This is a genomic window from Paracoccus sp. Z118 (assembly GCF_019061185.1).
Lineage (GTDB): Bacteria > Pseudomonadota > Alphaproteobacteria > Rhodobacterales > Rhodobacteraceae > Paracoccus.
Genome location: NZ_JAHQZU010000002.1, coordinates 41,861 through 60,747, shown reverse-complemented (window position 1 = coordinate 60,747; position 18,887 = coordinate 41,861). Strand labels below are relative to the sequence as shown.

The following is an 18,887-nucleotide window of genomic DNA, read 5'->3' as shown; positions in this document are numbered from 1 at the left end:
ATGCAAATTTCGCGCGTGCATTTTAGGCGGGATGCGCTTTTGGCGCGAAAGGAAGAAGAAACATGATCAACCCAACCTTCGACATCGCCTCCGGTATGCGTCTGTGGACCGATTTCATCCGCATGGGGGCTGAGGCGCAGCTTGTGATGGGCATGCGGATGGCGGGCATGATGGGAATGCTGCCGCATCATTCGGCCGAGAACATGCGCATGGTCACCGAAAAGGGCGACGCCGCCCGCGAGTCGATCTCTGCCGCGCTGACGCAGGTGGCGCGGGGCGCGCGCCCGGATCAGGTGATGGCGGCGGCGCTCAAGCCCTATGGCAGGCGGACCCGCGCCAACGCGTCGCGGCTGTATCGCGCCTGCTGAGGTTGGACGGCCCGGGCCGCGGACGGCACGCTCCGCCGCCTCGATGAAAAAGGCCCGGCAATGCCGGGCCTTTCGCGTGCCGCGTCGGCAGCGTCAGATCAGCTTGCCCATCGCGACGGCCGTGTCGGCCATGCGGTTCGAGAAGCCCCATTCGTTGTCATACCAGGACAGGATGCGGACCAGCGTGCCGCCCATGACCTTGGTCTGGTCCATGTGGAACACGGACGAATGCGGGTCGTGGTTGAAGTCGATGGACACCAGCTTTTCCTCGGTGAAGCCGAGAACGCCGCGCAGCTTGCCCTGCGCCGCGCCGCGGATCGCCTCGTTGATCTCCTCGACCGAGGTCTCGCGCTTGGCCACGAACTTGAAATCCACGACCGAGACGTTCGGCGTCGGCACGCGGATCGACACGCCGTCCAGCTTGCCGTTCAGTTCCGGCAGCACCTTGCCCACGGCTTTCGCCGCGCCGGTCGAGGTCGGGATCATCGACAGCGCCGCGGCGCGGGCGCGATACAGATCCTTGTGCATCGTGTCCAGCGTCGGCTGGTCGCCGGTATAGCTGTGGATGGTGGTCATGAAGCCCTGCTCGATCCCCACCGCCTCGTTCAGCACATGGGCGACCGGCGCCAGGCAGTTGGTGGTGCAGGATGCGTTCGAGACGACGTGATCTTCGGATTCCAGCGTGTCGTCGTTGACGCCGAAGACGATGGTCTTGAGCGCGCGGTCCGTGCTCCATTCCCCCGACACCGGGGCCGAGACGAGCACCCGCTTGGAGCCGTTCTGCAGGTGGATGGCCGCCTTGGCGCCGTCGGCGAAGATGCCGGTGCATTCCAGCGCCACGTCCACGTCGCCCCACGGCAGCTTGGCCGGATCGCGTTCGGCCGTGACCCTGATCGGCCCGCGGCCCACGTCGATGCTGTCGCCGTTCACCTTGACCTCGGCCGGGAAGCGGCCGTGGACGGAATCGTAGCGCAGCAGATGGGCGTTGGTCTCGACCGGGCCCAGATCGTTGATCGCCACAACCTCGATGTCGGTGCGCCCCGATTCGATGATCGCGCGCAGCACGTTCCGTCCGATCCGCCCGAAGCCGTTGATCGCAACCTTCACAACCATCTTCATTCTCCTGCAAGGAAACCCGCATGTTCCATGCCGGATATCGGCGCGAACTGCAAACGGAACAAGGCGCGGCAGGAAGGGGCTATCGCCAGAAGCTGACCCATTCGATCAGCTCGGCGGTGCCCTTGGCGGCCATCAGCGGCAGGCCGAGATGCAGGACCGTGGCGTCCAGCACGAACAGGCCGAGGATCAGCAGCACCAGTGTCAGGGTGATCGCGTTCGTCATCGGCCCGGCCTTCCTCATCGGGGGCCGCGCCCCCGGCCGGTGCCGGATAGTCAAGCCGGGCCACGGGGGCAAGTGCGGCGGGGGCGGCGCTCATCGGATCGTCACCGGCGCATCCTCGTCGGCCTCGGCGGCGATCAGGAACAGATCGCCCGCGGCCTCCATCCGGCGGATGGCGGCCACCACCTCGTTCATCGCGTCCTCGGCATCCTTCGCCGTGATCTTGCCGATGCCCGCGATCTCCTCGCGCATCGACTCGGCAAGACGCGAGGAAATCCCCGCCAGCAGGAATTCCACCGTCTCGGCGCTTTCCCCGCGCGAGCCCGCCATCGCCTTGACGACCACCGCGCCGTCCACCTCGCGCAGGATGCGCGGCACGTCGCGCGGATCGATGCGGCGGGGAATATTGGCCCAGGTGAAGATCGCCCGCCGCACCTCGCCCGCGAAGGCGGCGTCATCCTCGTCGAGCCCCGCCAGCACCGTGTCGCGCGTCGCGGCCGGCGAGAAGTTGAGGATCGCGCCCACCCGCTCGACCGGCGCGGAATCGATGGCCGGTTTCGGCAGCGCGTCCATCGCCCGCATCATCGCCAGCCCGATCCGTCGCAGGGCGGGCGCCTCGATCGCGCCGGTCATCGACATGGCATAGGCGATGCGCCGCGCCAGACCGGGATCGAGCAGGCCGAACACCTCGGCCGCGCGGGGCACCGGCAGGCGCGAGAACATGACGGCCGCAATCTCCACCGCCTCGGTCCGGGCCAGTTCGGCGAGCTGCTGCGGCGGCAGGGCGATCACGCGGTCCCAGGGGTCGGCGGCCCCGGACAGCGCGGCCATGCGGCGCAGGCGGTTGGTGGTGTCGTGCGACAGATGCGCGCCGAGGATGTCCAGCGCGCCATCCATGCTGCCGGGAAAGGTCAGCCCCAGCGCCTCCAGCCGGTCGCAGAATTCGCCGATCACCGCGTCGCGCGTGTCGCGGTCGATCAGGTCCATGCTCGCCATATCCTGCGCCAGCCGCGCCTGCGCATCGGGAGGCAGCGTGGAAAGGTCAAGCTCCGCCCCCTCGGCCAGCATCAGCCGCACGATGACCGCTGCCTTCTGCCGTGCCGTCAGCCCCGACGTCATCAACATCCGCCGCCCCCGAATCGCCGCTTTCCCGTGCGACTATGGGGCGGATGGATTAAGGCGCGGTTAGCGCGCGCCGCCTTCGCCGAAGACGCGGGCGAAGATCGTGTCCACATGCTTGGTGTGATAGCCCAGATCGAACTTGTCCTCGATCTCGGCCGGGGTCAGCGCCGCCGTCACCTCGGGGTCGGCCAGCAGTTCCTCGCGGAAATCCGCGCCCTGTTCCCAGACCTTCATCGCGTTGCGCTGCACCAGCCGGTAGGCGTCCTCGCGCGACACGCCGGCCTGCGTCAGCGCCAGCAGAACCCGCTGGCTCATCACCAGACCTTTGAACTGGTTCATGTTCTTCAGCATGTTCTCGGGATAGACGACCAGCCTGTCGATCACCCCTGCCAGCCGGTTCAGCGCGAAGTCCAGCGTCACCGTCGCATCCGGCGCGATCCCGCGCTCGACCGAACTGTGCGAGATGTCGCGCTCATGCCACAGCGCCACGTTCTCCAGCGCCGGGATCACGGCCGAGCGCACCAGCCGCGCGAGGCCGGTCAGGTTCTCGGTCAGCACCGGGTTGCGCTTGTGCGGCATCGCCGACGAGCCCTTCTGGCCGGGCGAGAAATACTCCTCGGCTTCCAGCACCTCGGTGCGCTGCATGTGGCGGATCTCGAGGGCGACGTTCTCGACGCTGCTGGCGATCACGCCGAGGGTTGCGAAGAACATCGCGTGGCGGTCGCGCGGGATGACCTGCGTGCTGATCGGCTCGGGGCGCAGGCCCATCTTCGCGCAGACATGCTCCTCGACCGCAGGGTCGATATTGGCGAAGGTGCCGACCGCGCCCGAGATCGCGCCGGTCGCGATCTCGTCCCGCGCGGCTTCCAGGCGGCGGCGGCCGCGGGCCATTTCGGCGTAGAAGCGGGCGAAGGTCAGGCCCATCGTCGTCGGCTCGGCATGGATGCCGTGGCTGCGGCCGATCCGCACGGTGTCCTTGTGCTCATGGGCGCGGCGCTTCAGCGCATCCAGCAGCTTGTCCATGTCGGCCAGCAGGATGTCGGCGGCGCGGACCAGCTGGATGTTCAGCGTGGTGTCCAGCACGTCGGAACTGGTCATGCCCTGATGCACGAACCGCGCCTGATCCGCGCCGACATGCTCGGCCAGATGGGTGAGGAAGGCGATCACGTCGTGCTTGGTCACCGTCTCGATCTCGTCGATGCGGGCGACGTCGAACTCCACGTCCTTGGCGCGCCTGACGGCCTCGGCGTTCTCGCGCGGGATCACGCCCAGATCGGCCTGCGCGTCGCAGGCATGGGCCTCGATTTCATACCAGATGCGGAACTTCGTCTCGGGCGACCAGATGGCGACCATTTCGGGACGGGAATAGCGGGGGATCATGGCGGTACCTCTGGTTTTCGCGAGGTCAATAGCCCCGATCGGTCCCGCGCCGCAAGTTTGCTGCGGTTGCAGCCTAGGGCCGCCCGCCCTACGAGGGGCCGGTCATTTGCGGGAGAGGTTCTCAAATGGGACTGGCAGGTATTCTGATTTCGCTCGGACTGTTGATGTATCTCGCCTATCGCGGCATCAACGTCCTGATTCTCGCGCCTCTGCTGGCGCTGCTGGCCGTGATCATGCAAGGCGGCCTGCCCATCGTCGCCACCTATACCCAGGTCTTCATGCCGGCGCTCGGCGGGTATGTCATCACGTATTTCCCGCTGTTCCTGCTGGGCGCGATCTTCGGCAAGCTCATGGCCGACGGCGGCGCCGCCCGCGCGATCGCCGAGTTCATCGTCGAGAAGGTCGGGACGGAGCGGGCGATCCTTGCCGTGGTGCTCGCCTGCGGCGTGCTGACCTATGGCGGCGTGTCGCTGTTCGTCGTGGCCTTCGCGATCTATCCGATCGCCAACGCGCTCTTCCGGCGGTCCGATGTTCCCAAGCGGCTGCTGCCGGCGGCCATCGCGCTGGGGTCGTTCACCTTCACCATGACCGCGTTCCCCGGCACGCCGGCGATCCAGAACGCGATCCCGATCCCGTTCTTCGGGACCAACGTCTTTGCCGCGCCGGTCCTCGGCACGCTGGCCGGGCTCATCATGCTCGGCGGCGGCACGCTGTGGCTGAACCGCCGCGCCGCCGCCGCCGCGGCCCGGTCCGAAGGCTATGGCCAGCACGCCGCGACCGGCGCCGACAGCACCCTGGCCAAGGATGCGGCCCTTCCCAGCTTCGCCGTCGCCATCGCGCCGGTGGTCGCGGTGATCGTGCTGAACGTGATCTTCACCTATCTCGTGTTCCCCCGGATCGGGGCCGCCTATCTGAGCCAGCCGGAATATGGCGCAACGACGCTGGCCCGCGTCGCGGGACTGTGGGCGATCATCCTGTCGCTGACGATTTCCATCGTGCTGGCGCTGGCGCTGAACTGGAAGCGCTTTACGGACGCGAAGGAGACGGTGAACGCCGGCACGATGGGATCGCTGCTGCCGATCTTCAACACGGCGTCCGAGGTCGGCTACGGCGCGGTGATCGCCTCGCTGCCCGCCTTCGCCATCGTGCGGGACGCGGTGCTGGGGTTGTTCCCCCATAATCCGGTGGCGTCGCTCGCCGTGGCGGTGAACGTGCTGGCCGGGATCACCGGCTCGGCCTCGGGCGGGCTGTCCATCGCGCTGAACACGCTGGGCGAGCAACTGGCCGCGATGGGCCGCGAGCAGGGCATCAGCATGGAACTGATGCACCGGGTCTCCTCGCTCTCGTCCGGCGGCTTCGATGCGTTGCCGCATAACGGCGCGGTCATCACGCTGCTGGCGATCACGGGCCTGACCCACAAGAAAAGCTACGGCGACATCTTCGTGGTGTCGGTCGCGATCCCGGTCCTCGCGACGATCACGGTTATCCTGCTGGGTTCGGTCCTGGGCTGAACCGTCAGGGGCCGCGTTCATCGACGATGAACGGAGAAGGGCGCCCAGCGGGCGCCCTTCTGCATCGTTCCGGCTGCGGGTCAGCAGCTGTAATACATCGCATATTCGATGGGATGGGGCGTATGCTCGAAGGCATGGACCTCCTCCCACTTCAGGCGGATATAGCTCAGCAGCTGGTCGCGGGTGAAGACGTCGCCGTGGAGCAGGAAGTCCATGTCCTTCTCCAACTCCTCCAGCGCCTCGCGCAGACTGCCGCAGACGGTCGGGATGCCGGCCAGCTCCTCGGGCGGCAGGTCGTAGAGGTCCTTGTCAGAAGCCGGACCGGGGTCGATCTTGTTGCGGATGCCGTCCAGCCCGGCCATCAGCAGCGCGGCGAAGCACAGATAGGGGTTCGCGGACGGATCGGGGAAGCGGGCTTCGACGCGCTTGGCTTTCGGCGACTCGGTCCACGGGATCCGCACGCAGCCCGAGCGGTTGCGCGCCGAATAGGCCCGCAGCACCGGCGCCTCGAAGCCGGGGATCAGCCGCTTGTAGCTGTTGGTCGAGGGGTTGGTCAGCGCGTTCAGCGCCTTGGCGTGCCTCAGGATGCCGCCGATGAACCACAGCGCCTCCTGGCTCAGATCGGCGTATTTGTCGCCCGCGAAAAGCGGTTTGCCGTCCTTCCAGATCGACATGTTGACGTGCATGCCGCTGCCGTTGTCGCCCTTCATCGGCTTGGGCATGAAGGTCGCCGACTTGCCGTAGGCGTGGGCCACGTTGTGGATCACGTATTTGTATTTCTGCATGTTGTCGGCCTGCTCGACCAGCCCGCCGAAGATCAGGCCAAGCTCGTGCTGGGCCGTCGCCACCTCATGGTGGTGCTTGTCGGTCTTCATCCCCATGCGTTTCATGGTGGTCAGCATCTCGCCGCGCAGATCCTGGCCGGCGTCGATAGGGTTGACCGGGAAATACGCGCCCTTGTGGCCGGCGCGATGGGCGGTGTTGCCCATCTCGTATTCGGTGTCGGTGTTCCAGGCGGCATCGACCGAGTCGATCTGGAAGCTGACCTTCTGCGGCGTCACCGAATAGCGCACGTCGTCGAAGACGAAGAACTCGGCTTCCGGGCCGCAGTAAAAGGCGTCGCCGATGCCGGTCGATTTCAGATAAGCCTCGGCCTTGACGGCGGTGCCGCGGGGGTCTCGGTCATAGGGCTCGCCGGTGTCGGGCTCGACCACGTTGCAATGCACGCACAGCGTCTTTTCGGCGTAGAACGGGTCCAGATAGACCGACGCCGGGTCGGGCATCAGCTTCATGTCGGACTGGTCGATCGACTTCCACCCGGCGATGGACGAGCCGTCGAACATGAAGCCTTCCTCGAAGAAATCCTCGTCGATCAGGTCCACGTCCAGCGTGACGTGCTGCAGCTTGCCTTTCGGATCGGTGAAGCGGACATCGACATAGGCGACCTCTTCCGTCTTCAGCAGGTCCAGAACTTCGTTGACCGTCATGGTCGCTCCTTCGTTCGGGCCGGTCTAGCGGCCAATCGTTGCTATCGGGTTAAGGTCAAAGGGCGTCGTCGCCGGTCTCGCCCGTGCGGATGCGGATCGCCTGCTCGACCGGGCTGACGAAGATCTTGCCGTCGCCGATCTTGTCGGTGCGGGCGGCCGAGATGATCGCCTCGATCGCGGCCTCCACCATGTCGTCGGGCAGCACCGTCTCGATCTTCACCTTGGGCAGGAAATCCACGACGTATTCGGCGCCGCGGTAAAGCTCCGTATGGCCCTTCTGACGGCCGAAGCCCTTGACCTCGATCACCGACAGGCCCTGCACGCCCACTTCCTGAAGCGCCTCCTTCACGTCGTCCAGCTTGAACGGCTTGATGATTGCCTCGATCTTCTTCATCGCGCGGTGCCTCCTCGTGCGGCTTGCCTTGTCCTGTAGGTGGCGGGTCTGATGGGCCGGGTAAACGATGCGGCGGGCGATGAGCGGGCCCCAGGCGGGATTGCCGCCAAAATTGCCTAAAATTTGTGCAATCTGCGCGGGAGAGAGGCAGGAATGAAACCGGAGACGCTGCTGACAGCCGCCCAGATGCGCGCGGTCGAGGCCGCCGCCATCGCGAGCTGCCATGCGACCGGCGCCGAGCTGATGGAGCGCGCCGGTCGCGGCGTGGTCGGGGCGATGCTGGTCGAGTTTCCCGAACTCGGCCTCGGCCGCCATCACGCGCTGGTGCTGTGCGGGCCCGGCAACAACGGCGGCGACGGCTTCGTCGTGGCGCGGCTGCTGCTGGAACGCGGGTGGAACGTCACTGCATGGTTTCTCGGCACGCCGGCTGCGCTGCCGCCCGATGCGAAGCTGATGCACGGGCAGTTCGCCGCCATGGGCGGAAACATCCAGCCGATGCCGCAGGGTGGGTTCGATCCGCAGGCGCCGTTCCGGGGCGACGCGAAGCCGGGCTGGCGGGTGATCGTCGATGCGCTGTTCGGGACCGGACTGACCCGGCCGCTGGACGCGCCGCTGCTGGAGGTGCTGGGAGAGTTGGGCCGGGCAGCCCCCGAAGGCACCGCGCACCGGATCGCGGTGGACGCGCCGTCCGGCCTCTGCCTCGATTCGGGGCGGGTGCTGGGCGAGGGGGGCGGGCTCCCCTCGCGTCAGGATCTGACGGTGACGTTCCACGCGATGAAGCGCGGGCATCTGCTGGCCGAAGGGCCGGAGTGGTGCGGAAAGCTGCGGGTCGTCGATATCGGCCTGAGCGGCGGCCCGCCCGAGGATCGGCTGGACCTCACGACGCCGGGGCGGTGCTGGGCCAAGAAGGCCGGGCACAAATACGACCACGGTCACTGCCTCGTCATCGGCGGCGGGCCGGGGCAGGCGGGGGCGGCGCGGCTCGCCGCAAAGGCGGCGCTGCGGGTCGGGGCGGGGCTGGTGACGCTGGCACTGCCCTCGGCGGCGCTGCCGGACGCGGGGCGGCTGCCCGATGCGGTCATCCGGCGGCCCGTCGATACACCCGCCGATCTGCGCGCGCTGCTGCAGGACGGGCGGATCACGTCGATCTGCCTCGGGCCGGGGCTGGGACACCAGCGCGCCCGCGACCTGCTCCCCGTGGTGCTGGCGGCAGACCGCAACACCGTGCTGGACGCCGACGCCCTGACCTCCTTCGCGGATGACCCCGAGGCGCTGCTCGCGATGCTGCACGCGCGTTGCCTGCTCACCCCGCATGGCGGAGAATTCGCCCGCGTCTTCCCCCACATCGCCGCCCGCCTCGCCGCGCCGCCGCGCAGCGGCCCCGCTTATTCCCGCGCCGATACGGTCCGCGACGCCGTCGCCCGCGCCGGCTGCGCCGTGCTGCTGAAAGGCCCGGATACGGTGATCGGATGGCCCGGCGGGCACGGGCCGCAACTGGCGCTCAATGCCGCTGTCGGCCCAAACGCCGCGCCGTGGCTCGCGACAGCAGGGGCGGGCGACGTGCTCGCCGGGATGATCGCCGGCCTTGCGGCACGCGGTCCCCTCGCGCCCGCCGCCTGCTCAGCCGCATGGCTGCACGCCGCGGCCGCCCGGCGTTTCGGCCCCGGCCTGATAGCGGACGACCTGCCCGAACAGCTTCCCGCGCTCTTGCGGGACCTGACGCTCTGACCCGTCTTTGGTGCCAAAATATCCTGGATGAATGGGGCTTCTGCCCCATTCATGGGCAGCGCCCCGGTCCGGCGGCGCAAAGAATCCCCTCGCGCGCCCACGCCCTCTTTGCTAACAGGGCAAGGCTTTCAGGGCGGCCCCGGCCGCCCGAGCAATGCGGGTGTGGCGAAACTGGTAGACGCACCAGATTTAGGTTCTGGCGCCGCAAGGCGTGGGGGTTCGAGTCCCTTCACCCGCACCAATCTCTCCCTTGCCGCCGCTTGCGCGTCGCCGCCCCGGTGCATAGAAGGGCGGACAAACTGCACGGTCGCCCCCGACGCGGCCCCTTCGGACATGACAAAAGGAACTCCAATGCAGGTCAAGGAAACCCTGAACGAAGGTCTCAAGCGCGGCTATCAGTTCACGCTGCCCGCCGCGGATCTCGCGGCCGAGGTCGATCGCCAACTGGCCGAAGCGCAGCCGAACGTCGAGATGAAGGGCTTCCGCAAGGGCAAGGTGCCGATGGCGCTGCTGAAGAAGCAGTTCGGCCAGCGCATCCTGGGTGACGCGATGCAGAAATCCATCGACGACGCGCTGCGCAGCCATCTCGACGAATCCAAGGCGCGTCCCGCGACCCAGCCGCAGATCGAGATGGAGAACGGCGAGACCTGGAAGGAAGGCGACGATGTCGTCGTCAACGTCTCCTACGAGAACCTGCCCGAGATCCCGGAAGCCGACCTGTCGGGCCTGCAACTGGAACGCCTGACCGTCCGCGCCGAGGATGCGGCCGTGAACGAGGCGCTGGAAAGCCTCGCCAAGAACGCCCAGTCCTTCGAGGATCGGGCCGAGGGCGCGGCTGCCGAAAGCGGCGATCAGGTCACGATCGACTTCAAGGGCTTCGTGGACGGCGAGGCGTTCGAGGGCGGCGAGGCCGAGGGCTATCCGCTGGTCATCGGCTCGGGCAGCTTCATCCCCGGTTTCGAGGAGCAGCTGACCGGCGCGAAGGCCGGGGATCAGGTCAAGGTCAACGTGACCTTCCCGGAGGATTACGGCGCCCCGCATCTGAAGGGCAAGGAAGCCGTGTTCGAGACCACCGTCCATTCCGTCAAGTCGCCCAAGGCGGCCGAGTTGGATGACGAGCTGGCCAAGCGTTTCGGCGCGGACGATCTGGAAGCCCTCAAGGGTCAGATCCGCGAGCGGCTGGAAGCCGAATACAAGGGCGCCGGCCGCGCGATCATGAAGCGCGCGCTGCTGGACCGACTGGACGAGCAGGTGAAGTTCGAGCTGCCGCAGTCGCTGGTCGATGCCGAGGCGGCGCAGATCGCGCACCAGCTCTACCACGAGGAGCATCCGGACGATCACGGCCACAACCACGGCCATATCGAGCCGACCGACGAGCATCGCAGCCTTGCCGAGCGCCGCGTGCGTCTTGGCCTGCTGCTGGCCGAGATCGGCCAGAAGAACGAGGTGACGGTCTCGGACCAGGAAATGACGCAGGCCGTGCTGCAGCAGGCCCGCCAGTTCCCCGGCCAGGAAAAGGCGTTCTTCGAGTTCATCCAGCAGAACCCGCAGGCGCAGCAGCAGCTGCGCGCGCCCATCTTCGAGGACAAGGTCGTCGATTACATCTTCGATCAGGCGCAGGTGACCGAGCGCGAAGTCTCCAAGGAAGAGCTGGAGCAGGCGATCGAAAAGCTCGACGAACTCTGATCGGCCCGCAGTGAAATCGAAAGGCCGCCCCGAGGGCGGCCTTTTTCATTTCTGCATTTCGATGGAATCGGCCTGCTCGTCCTGTGGGGCCACGCCGTTCTCGATCTTGATCCGTCGCTCGGTTTCCGAGTTCAGCTCGGCCCCCACCAGCACCACGATGGCGGCGATCCATAGCCAGAGCATCAGCACGACCACGGCGCCGAGCGAGCCGTAGGTCTCGTTGTAGTTGCCGAAATTGGCGACATACCAGGAAAACAGCACCGAGGCGATGATGAGCCCCACGGCGGCCAGCAGCGCGCCGGGGCTGATCCACTGCCATTTGGGATCGTTCTTGCTGGGTCCGAACCGATACAGCACCGCCAGCGCCAGCAGCAGGGCCCCGAACATGAGCGGCCAGCGCAGCAGCGTGACCAGCCCCTCGACCATGGAGCCGGGGGCGAAGACGCGGACCAGCGTCGGCAGGATCGTGATGGCGACGATCATCACGATGATCAGCAGGATCGCCCCCAGCGTCATCGCCAGCGAGACGACGTTGAGCATGATGAAGCCGCGCTTCTCGGTCTCGTACCAGGCGACGTTCAGCGCTTGGAGTAGCGCCTTCATGCCGCCGTTGGTGGTCCACAGCGCCAGAAGGATGCTGACGATACCCGCCAGCGACAGCGCCGTGGCGGGGGCCGAGGCGATGGCGACGATCTGGCCCGCGACCAGTTCGACCGCGCCGGGCGGCAGGAAGCGGCTCAGCAGATCGACGCTTTCGATGATGGTATCGCGGTCGGCGACCCAGCCATAGATCGACACCAGCGCGGTGATCGCCGGAAACAGCGCCAGCAGGGCGAAATAGACCACGCCCCCCGCGACCGAGGTGACGCGATCCTCGCCGATCTGCTTCACCGTGTTCTTGAGGATCGTGAACCAGCTTGCTCGGCTGAGATGCCAGGGCGAGGCCGGGGCGCCCGGCATCCGCGGCGGGCTGCCGGGGGTGTCGGGCGCGTCCTTCCCGTCCTGGCGGTCCTGCTCGTCCGCGTCCGCCGCATCGTCCGCCCTCTGCCCCTCGGGCGGCAGCCCCTTCCGCTCGCGCCACCCCTCGGGCAGTTCACCGAACAGCGCGTCATAGACATCGGGTGCGGGCGGGCGTTGCGGCATGAGGCGGTCCTTTCGGGTCGGAAGCCCCGCGCGTCGAGACAGGCGCGGGGAACGGAGCGGCGGTCAGAGCCGGTGGGTGCGGGCGCTGTCGTCCGTATGTTCAGGGGGCGTCTCGTCCTCGCGCATGTCCACCACCTCGCGCCGCAGCGGCTTGGCGTAGGGATCGGCCGCACGGCGGGCGCGCGAGGCATCGTCCGCCCAGCGTTCCGTCCGCGACCGGCCCGGATCGCCGCTGCTGCTGCCCCCGCTGCCGGTGCCGAGTAGTGAGCGGATATCGTCCGCAGTCTGGTGGAACTCGCGGATGACATGCTCGGCCTGCCCCGCGACCTGCCGGAACCCGGCCATCGCGGCGCTCAGCGAGCCGACCAGCCCTTCGGCGCTGCGGCTCATCCGCTGGGCGGTATTCTCGATATCGCCAAGCAGGTTGGCCTGGGGCTTGCGCCGCCGCCGCTGCGGCCGCTGCTGCTGGGCCGCGTCGGCACGGATATCGCGGGTGTGACGCTCCATCTCGGCCTCGCGGGCGCGCTGGCGGGCCCGCATCCGGCTGCGGGCTTCCTCATTCAGGTCAGCGAAGCGGGGCGCGAGATTGCTGCGGTTGCGCGAGCGTGAGGCGGCATAGACCCGCTCGCGCGCCTTCTCGGCTTCGCGGTCGGCGTCGCGTTCCATCTCGTCGTCGCCGGTGACCAGATCGGCCACCTTGCGCACCGCCAGAACCGCCCCGGCGGTCAGCGCGGCGGCGACGATGCCGGTGCCGCCCCAGACGACGATGCGGGAGGTGAGCGAGGGCTCGGGCCAGGCGCTTTTCCCGTCAAGCGAGACGTCGCCATGCGGCAGCGGCTTCTGCGAGGGATAGGGCGAGGGGCGATAGGTTTCCTGGCTGCGGTCGATCGGGGCGCCGAACACGGGGCGGTCGGACTGTGGCATCGAAGTTCCTTTCAGATGGCGGCGGCGGGCGCGTCGCGCGTGGATCGGACGGGAAACCCGGCTGGGCCGGTGAATGTTCCACGCTCCTGTGATCGTTGCCGAATATCGGTTGCGCGCTCAGCGTCCCGAATCATTCGGCTCGCGCCCGCGGGCCGGGTTCTTCGAGGGCGGGATCGCCAGATCCTCCTCGTGATCGGTGGTCGAGGATTGCGGATCGGGGATGCCCAGATCCTTCTCGACATCCAGCGAGGTCTTGTCGTCGGGGCTGTCCGTCATCTCCTCGCTGATGACGTTCTTCAATATGCGGGGATCGGTCGCCATCGGCGCATCCTCTCGGGCAGGGGCTGTCGCGGATCAACCCGCAGCCCGCGCCGCGCGTTCCCGATCCGTGCAAAGGAAAGGGCCGCGCGACAGGATAGGACCGCGCAAAAGGAAAGGGCCGCGCCGGAAACCCGGCGCGGCCCTGAATGTGGTGCGATGCGGGGCGATCAGCCGCGCGGCGCTTCGTCCTCGTCGCGACCGGCCGAGCCGATGTCGTCGAAGAGTTCCGCGATCTCGAACTCGGCGGCGGCTTCTTCTTCCGCGGCCAGTTCCTGGATCGACTTGCCCGACGCCTGCAGTTCGGCTTCCTCGGCCGAGCGGGCGACGTTCAGGGTGATCCGGGCTTCCACCTCGGGGTGCAGGTGCACATAGACCGTGTGCAGGCCCAGATCCTTGATCGGGGCGGTCAGCACGATCTGGCGGCGTTCGACCTTGAACCCTTCGGCTTCGGCGGCTTCGGCGGCGTCACGCGGGGTGACCGAGCCATACAGCGCGCCGGCGTCCGAGGCCGAGCGGATGATGACGAAGGACTGGCCGTCCAGACGCTCGGCGAGCTTCTGGGCGTCGGCACGGCTTTCGTCGTTGCGGGTGGCGAGTTCGGCCTTGCGGGCTTCGAAGGCGGCGATGTTCGCCTCGTTCGCGCGCATCGCCTTGCCTTGCGGCAGAAGGTAGTTGCGGGCGAACCCTTCCTTGACCTTCACGACTTCGCCCATCTGGCCAAGCTTGGCCACGCGTTCCAGCAGGATGACTTGCATCGGTCTCTCCTTACTTCACGGCATAGGGCAGCAGGGCCAGGAAGCGCGCGCGCTTGATGGCCTGCGACAGCTTGCGCTGGTTCTTTGCCGACACCGCGGTGATGCGCGACGGCACGATCTTGCCGCGTTCGCTGATATAGCGCTGCAGCAGGCGGGTGTCCTTGTAGTCGATCGCCGGGGCGTTATCGCTCCCGAAGGGATCGACCTTCCGGCGGCGGAAAAACGGTTTGGTCGCCATGAATGCTCTCCTTCGCCTCAGTTCCGCTCTTCGCGGCGCTCGCCGCCACGGTCACCACCACGGTCACCGCGGTCGTCGCGGTCACGGCGCTCGCCGCCCCGGTCGTCGCGGTCGCGGCGCGGGCCGCGGTCGCGGCTGTCACGCTCGTCGCGCTTCTGCATCTGGATGGACGGGCCTTCCTGATGCGCATCGACCTTGATGGTCAGAACGCGCATGACGTCGTCATGCAGGCGGGCGAGACGCTCCATCTCCTGCACGGCGGCCGAGGGCGCGTCGGTGCGCAGGAAGGCGTAATGGCCCTTGCGGTTCTTGTTGATCTTGTAGGCGAGCGTGCGCACGCCCCAGTATTCGCTTTCCTTGACCGTTCCGCCGTTGTCGGCGAGCACGGTCGAGAAATGTTCGATCAGCCCTTCGGCCTGCGTGTTCGACAGGTCCTGGCGGGCGATCAGCACATGCTCGTAAAGCGGCATGGCATCCCTTTCGTCTCGGGCGCGCTTCATAGGCGGGTAAGACCCTCCGCGCCCCGCCACGAGAGGCTGCGCCGGTTTCGCAATTTGCGGAAGGATGGGGTCTTATACAGGCGCGCCCCGTGTCCGCAAGGCGATTCGGGGGCGGGATGCGGCCGGGAACCCGGCGCATCGCCGCAGGGTTATCGCCCATGAGACCGAGCTTTGCAAAGGATTGCCCATGACCCGGATCGTTCCCGTGATCCTGCTGGCCGCCGGCCTCGCCGCCCCGGCCTTCGCGCAGACAGCGCCGGCCCCGGCTGACGCCCCCGTATCTGCAGAGGCGGCCGCCGCAGCCCCGGCCGCGGATGCGGCCGCGGGGCAGGCCGGCGCGACCATCGACCCCTCGGCTCCGGCCGGGGAATACATGTTCGATCAGGAACATAGCGCCGTCGCCTTCACCTATGACCACAACGGCATGTCCACCAGCCCCGGCCTCATCCGCGGCGTGTCGGGCAGCGTGACGCTGGACCCGGCGAACCCGGAGAACAGCCGTGTCGAGGCGATGTTCCCGCTTTCCCGGATCCAGACCGTCTCGGCGATGCTGGACGAGCATCTGGGCGGCGAGGATTTCTTTGCCGGGGCCGCGCCCGCGACCGCCGTCACCTTCACCTCGACCAGCGTCGAGCAGACCGGCCCGGACACCGCCCGCGTGACCGGCGATCTGCTGCTGAACGACGTCACCGCGCCTGTCACGCTGGACGTGACGCTGCGCTTTCTCGGCCCGAACCCGATGACCCAGCAGCCCGCGGTGGGCTTCGACGCCACCGGCACGCTGCTGCGGTCGGACTTCAACCTCGGCGCCTTCGCCCCGGCGGTCAGCGACGAGGTGACGTTCAATATCGCGGTGGAAGCCGCGCGCCCCGCCTCCTGACCCCGAAAGGGCCGCCTTCACCGGCGGCCCTTTCGCTTGCCGTGCCCGATGGGCGCCGCTAATGCCCGCCCATGCTGCCAGCCGATCGCCTTGCCCAGATCACCCAGCGCTTCGAGTTCATCGAGGCGCGGCTCAACGCCGGCCCCGCGCCGGACGAGATCGCCCGCATCAGCCGCGAATATGCCGAGCTGAAACCGGTCGTCGCCCAGATCGACGCCTGGCGCGCCGCGCAGGCGGACTTGACCGAGGCGCAGGCGATGCTGGCCGACCCCGAGATGCGCGAACTGGCCGAGGACGAGCTTGCGCGCCTCCGCGCCGCCCTGCCCGAACTGGAGCAGGCGCTGCGGCTCGCCCTGCTGCCGCGCGATGCCGCCGACGCCCGCCCGGCGATCATCGAGATCCGCCCCGGCACCGGCGGCGATGAGGCGGCGCTGTTCGCCGCCGACCTGCTGCGGATGTATCAGCGCCACGCCGAATCGCAGGGCTGGTCCTTCCAGACCCTCGAACTCGCGCAGTCCGAGCTGGGCGGCGTCCGCGAGGCGATGGCGCGGATCGAAGGGGAGGGCGTCTTCGCCCGGCTGAAATACGAATCCGGCGTCCACCGCGTCCAGCGCGTGCCGGAAACCGAATCCGGCGGCCGCATCCACACCAGCGCCGCGACGGTGGCCGTGCTGCCCGAGGCCGAGGATGTGGACATCGACATCCCCGCCGCCGACATCCGCATCGACACCATGCGATCCTCCGGCGCGGGCGGGCAGCATGTCAACACCACCGATTCGGCGGTGCGGATCACCCACCTGCCGACCGGGATCGTCGTGATCTCGTCCGAGAAGTCGCAGCACCAGAACCGCGCCAACGCCATGGCGGTGCTGCGCGCGCGGCTTTACGACATGGAACGCGCCCGCGCTGACGCCGCCCGCTCGGCCGACCGCAAAAGCCAGGTCGGCAGCGGCGACCGGAGCGAGCGCATCCGCACCTACAACTTTCCGCAGGGCCGGGTGACGGATCACCGCATCAACCTGACGCTCTATTCGCTGGACCGGGTGATGCAGGGCGACCTGACGGAAATCATCGACGCGCTGACCGCCCACGATCAGGCCGCGAAGCTGGCCGAGGCCGAGGGGTGAGCGTCACCGCCCTGCTGAACGCCGCCGCCGCGAGGCTGGCGTCGGCCGGCATCCCCGATCCGCAGGCCGACGCACGGCGGCTGGTCGCCTTCGCCCTAGACGTCCCGCCCGAACGGCTGCGGCTGGGCGAGACGACCCCGACCGAGGCCCAGCTTGCCGCGCTGGACGCGGCGCTCGCCGCCCGCGCCGCACGGCAGCCGGTGTCGCAGATCGTCGGCTGGCGCGACTTCTGGAAGCAACGTTTCCGGGTGACGCGCGACACGCTCGACCCGCGCCCCGAAACCGAAACGCTCGTCGCGGCGGCGCTGGAACTGCCGTGGCGGACGGTGCTGGACCTCGGCACCGGAACGGGGGCGATCCTGCTGTCCCTGCTGGCCGACCGGCCCGGCGCAAACGGCGTCGGCACCGACATCTCCGAAGCGGCGCTGACGGTGGCGCGGGACAACGCCGCGCGGCTGGGGGTGGAGGCGGCGTTCCTGCGCTCGGACTGGTTCGCGCAGGTGGACGGGCGCTTCGACCTGATCGTGTCGAACCCGCCCTATATCGCGGCGGAGGAAATGGCCGCCCTTTTGCCGGACGTGCGCGAGTGGGAACCGCGCGGCGCCCTGACCGACGAGGGCGACGGGCTTGCCGCCTATCGCGCGATCACGGCGGGCGCCGGGGCGCATCTGACGCCCGGCGGCTGGCTGCTGGTCGAGATCGGGTGGGCGCAAGGGGCCGCGGTGGCGGCGCTGATGGGCGCGGCGGGCTTTGGGGAAATTCGCGTTCTGCCCGACCTCGACGGGCGCGACCGGGTGGTTGCGGGGCAGGTTTCTGCCCTATGATCACTTGAAATTTTGCGCGGCAATCCCTTTTTTGACTTGTAAGCCCGTCCGCCGCGTGTTTATTCGCCCTTGTGACGGGTGAACGACACCCGCACGGGTCACCCGAACAGCGTTTGCATGACCGGCGCCACACGCGCCCTCTCTGGAAACAGTTTCCACTCTGGCACGCTGCAATCCTGACTCGAACCCCATCGACGCGCCAACAGGCCGGGTCGGTCCTATAACCGAAAAAAGCTGATGAGATCATCCAAATCCCGTTCGCGTAACAAATCCCGCGGCCAGCGCACGACGCTTGGCAACGTCGTCAACCGCGTGTTCGACAGCTCGGGCCCCGAAGGCAAAGTCCGCGGCACCCCCCAGCAGATCATCGAGAAATACCTCGCCCTCGCGCGCGACGCGCAGCTTTCGGGCGACCGCGTGGCCGAGCAGAGCTTCTTCCAGCACGCCGAACACTACACCCGCATGCTGGGCGAGGCGCAGCGCGAACAGGCCGAACGCCAGCAGCAGTCGGGTCAGCAAGGCCAGGGCGGCTCGGATGGCGAAGACCGCCAGCAGGGCGGCAATCAGGGCCAGAACGGCAATGGCGGCAGCCATGATCGCCGCCCGGATCAGCGCGCAGAGCAGCGTTCCGACCAGCGCCGCGACGACCGCGACGGCGAACGCCGCGAGAACCGGCGTGACGACCGCCGCGATGGCCGCCGGGACGATGGCCGCGATGCGCGGGCCGAAGCGCGGGCGGATGCGACCCACAGCGGTCAGGCGGGCGATGAGCAATCGTCGGCCGATCCCGCGCTGAACGAATACGCCCCCGGCGACACCGCGCAGAACGAACTGCGTATCGGCAACGAGGATTCGGCCCCGGCCTTCCTGCGCTCCAGCCCCGAGGCGGAGGCGCCGGACGACGCGGCGGACACGCCTGCGACGGCCGACGCGATCCCCGAGGCGATCTCCACCGCTTCGGACGATTCCGAGGGTCCGGTGGCAACCCCGGAAGCCGCGGCCGAGACCGCGCCCACGCCCCGCGCCACCCGTGCGCGCGCGCCGCGCGCGGCCAGCAGCACGCCCCGCGCGCCCCGGCGCAAGAAGACCGAGCCGCCCGCCACGGGCACCGCCGCCGAGGAATGATCGGTCCGCGGCGGGGCTGACGCTTCAGCCCTGCC

At 68.2% G+C, this 18,887-nt stretch carries 20 protein-coding genes and 1 tRNA gene; 9 read left to right on the top strand and 12 right to left on the bottom strand.

The features are described 5' to 3' along the window. Nucleotides 1-62: 62 nt before the first annotated feature. The gene (locus KTN05_RS01820; protein ID WP_254367912.1) at nucleotides 63-368 is read left to right on the top strand and encodes an antibiotic ABC transporter; all 306 of its coding nucleotides are present in this window, start codon (nucleotides 63-65) and stop codon (nucleotides 366-368) included. A gap of 93 nt (nucleotides 369-461) precedes the next feature. On the opposite strand, the gene gap is transcribed toward KTN05_RS01820, so the two are convergent. From gap to purB, 4 genes are all read right to left on the bottom strand, one after another. Beyond that, complete coding sequence (gene gap / locus KTN05_RS01815) at nucleotides 462-1,481, bottom strand: type I glyceraldehyde-3-phosphate dehydrogenase (protein ID WP_217327669.1); 1,020 nt, start codon at nucleotides 1,479-1,481, stop codon at nucleotides 462-464. A gap of 85 nt (nucleotides 1,482-1,566) precedes the next feature. After that, entirely contained in the window at nucleotides 1,567-1,710 is a 144-nt protein-coding gene (locus KTN05_RS01810; RefSeq protein WP_217327668.1) for a hypothetical protein, read from the bottom strand. A gap of 90 nt (nucleotides 1,711-1,800) precedes the next feature. After that, the gene (locus KTN05_RS01805; RefSeq protein WP_217327667.1) at nucleotides 1,801-2,832 is read right to left on the bottom strand and encodes a flagellar motor switch protein FliG; all 1,032 of its coding nucleotides are present in this window, start codon (nucleotides 2,830-2,832) and stop codon (nucleotides 1,801-1,803) included. A 60-nt stretch (nucleotides 2,833-2,892) separates the two neighbouring features. Then, on the bottom strand, nucleotides 2,893-4,209 hold the full coding sequence (gene purB / locus KTN05_RS01800; protein ID WP_217327666.1) for an adenylosuccinate lyase: 1,317 nt from the start codon (nucleotides 4,207-4,209) through the stop codon (nucleotides 2,893-2,895). Between the two features lie 125 nt (nucleotides 4,210-4,334). Between purB and KTN05_RS01795 the strand changes: the two genes are divergently transcribed. Next, a complete protein-coding gene (locus KTN05_RS01795; RefSeq protein WP_217327665.1) occupies nucleotides 4,335-5,720 on the top strand; it encodes a GntP family permease in 1,386 nt (461 codons plus the stop codon). Nucleotides 5,721-5,800: 80 nt separating this feature from the next. Here KTN05_RS01795 and glnA read toward each other — a convergent pair whose 3' ends face one another. Both glnA and KTN05_RS01785 read right to left on the bottom strand, forming a co-directional pair. Beyond that, nucleotides 5,801-7,207, bottom strand: a complete 1,407-nt coding sequence (gene glnA, locus KTN05_RS01790) for a type I glutamate--ammonia ligase (RefSeq protein ID WP_217327664.1) — start codon at nucleotides 7,205-7,207, stop codon at nucleotides 5,801-5,803. A gap of 55 nt (nucleotides 7,208-7,262) precedes the next feature. Beyond that, nucleotides 7,263-7,601 carry a P-II family nitrogen regulator gene (locus KTN05_RS01785; RefSeq protein ID WP_217327663.1) on the bottom strand — a complete coding sequence of 113 codons (339 nt, stop codon included), beginning with the start codon at nucleotides 7,599-7,601 and terminating at the stop codon, nucleotides 7,263-7,265. A 153-nt stretch (nucleotides 7,602-7,754) separates the two neighbouring features. Between KTN05_RS01785 and KTN05_RS01780 the strand changes: the two genes are divergently transcribed. From KTN05_RS01780 to tig, 3 genes are all read left to right on the top strand, one after another. After that, nucleotides 7,755-9,329 carry an NAD(P)H-hydrate dehydratase gene (locus tag KTN05_RS01780; RefSeq protein ID WP_217327662.1) on the top strand — a complete coding sequence of 525 codons (1,575 nt, stop codon included), beginning with the start codon at nucleotides 7,755-7,757 and terminating at the stop codon, nucleotides 9,327-9,329. A 156-nt stretch (nucleotides 9,330-9,485) separates the two neighbouring features. Beyond that, a tRNA-Leu gene (locus tag KTN05_RS01775) sits at nucleotides 9,486-9,570 on the top strand. 110 nt (nucleotides 9,571-9,680) lie between these two features. After that, nucleotides 9,681-11,015, top strand: coding sequence for a trigger factor (gene tig / locus KTN05_RS01770; RefSeq protein ID WP_217327661.1), 1,335 nt, complete (start codon nucleotides 9,681-9,683; stop codon nucleotides 11,013-11,015). A 45-nt stretch (nucleotides 11,016-11,060) separates the two neighbouring features. Here the strand turns inward: tig and KTN05_RS01765 are convergent, their stop codons facing one another. The 6 genes from KTN05_RS01765 to rpsF all read right to left on the bottom strand — a co-directional run bounded on the left by KTN05_RS01765 (nucleotide 11,061) and on the right by rpsF (nucleotide 14,866). Beyond that, the gene (locus tag KTN05_RS01765; RefSeq protein WP_217327660.1) at nucleotides 11,061-12,158 is read right to left on the bottom strand and encodes a YihY/virulence factor BrkB family protein; all 1,098 of its coding nucleotides are present in this window, start codon (nucleotides 12,156-12,158) and stop codon (nucleotides 11,061-11,063) included. A gap of 63 nt (nucleotides 12,159-12,221) precedes the next feature. Then, complete coding sequence (locus KTN05_RS01760; protein ID WP_217327659.1) at nucleotides 12,222-13,082, bottom strand: hypothetical protein; 861 nt, start codon at nucleotides 13,080-13,082, stop codon at nucleotides 12,222-12,224. A 117-nt stretch (nucleotides 13,083-13,199) separates the two neighbouring features. Next, nucleotides 13,200-13,403, bottom strand: a complete 204-nt coding sequence (locus tag KTN05_RS01755; protein ID WP_217327658.1) for a hypothetical protein — start codon at nucleotides 13,401-13,403, stop codon at nucleotides 13,200-13,202. Nucleotides 13,404-13,570: 167 nt separating this feature from the next. Further along, a complete protein-coding gene (rplI, locus tag KTN05_RS01750; RefSeq protein WP_217327657.1) occupies nucleotides 13,571-14,158 on the bottom strand; it encodes a 50S ribosomal protein L9 in 588 nt (195 codons plus the stop codon). A 10-nt stretch (nucleotides 14,159-14,168) separates the two neighbouring features. Further along, nucleotides 14,169-14,396, bottom strand: coding sequence for a 30S ribosomal protein S18 (rpsR, locus tag KTN05_RS01745; protein WP_217327656.1), 228 nt, complete (start codon nucleotides 14,394-14,396; stop codon nucleotides 14,169-14,171). Nucleotides 14,397-14,413: 17 nt separating this feature from the next. Beyond that, nucleotides 14,414-14,866 carry a 30S ribosomal protein S6 gene (rpsF, locus tag KTN05_RS01740; RefSeq protein WP_217327871.1) on the bottom strand — a complete coding sequence of 151 codons (453 nt, stop codon included), beginning with the start codon at nucleotides 14,864-14,866 and terminating at the stop codon, nucleotides 14,414-14,416. A gap of 217 nt (nucleotides 14,867-15,083) precedes the next feature. Here rpsF and KTN05_RS01735 point away from each other — a divergent pair, with 217 nt between their 5' ends. From KTN05_RS01735 to KTN05_RS01720, 4 genes are all read left to right on the top strand, one after another. Next, entirely contained in the window at nucleotides 15,084-15,776 is a 693-nt protein-coding gene (locus tag KTN05_RS01735) for a YceI family protein (protein WP_217327655.1), read from the top strand. A 71-nt stretch (nucleotides 15,777-15,847) separates the two neighbouring features. Continuing rightward, on the top strand, nucleotides 15,848-16,903 hold the full coding sequence (gene prfA / locus KTN05_RS01730) for a peptide chain release factor 1 (protein WP_217327654.1): 1,056 nt from the start codon (nucleotides 15,848-15,850) through the stop codon (nucleotides 16,901-16,903). Continuing rightward, the gene (gene prmC / locus KTN05_RS01725) at nucleotides 16,900-17,727 is read left to right on the top strand and encodes a peptide chain release factor N(5)-glutamine methyltransferase (RefSeq protein ID WP_217327653.1); all 828 of its coding nucleotides are present in this window, start codon (nucleotides 16,900-16,902) and stop codon (nucleotides 17,725-17,727) included. The genes prfA and prmC overlap by 4 nt, the downstream gene beginning before the upstream one ends. A 237-nt stretch (nucleotides 17,728-17,964) precedes the next feature. Continuing rightward, nucleotides 17,965-18,852 (top strand): DUF4167 domain-containing protein, encoded by an 888-nt coding sequence (locus tag KTN05_RS01720; RefSeq protein WP_217327652.1) that lies wholly within the window; start codon nucleotides 17,965-17,967, stop codon nucleotides 18,850-18,852. The last annotated feature ends 35 nt before the right edge of the window (nucleotides 18,853-18,887 follow it).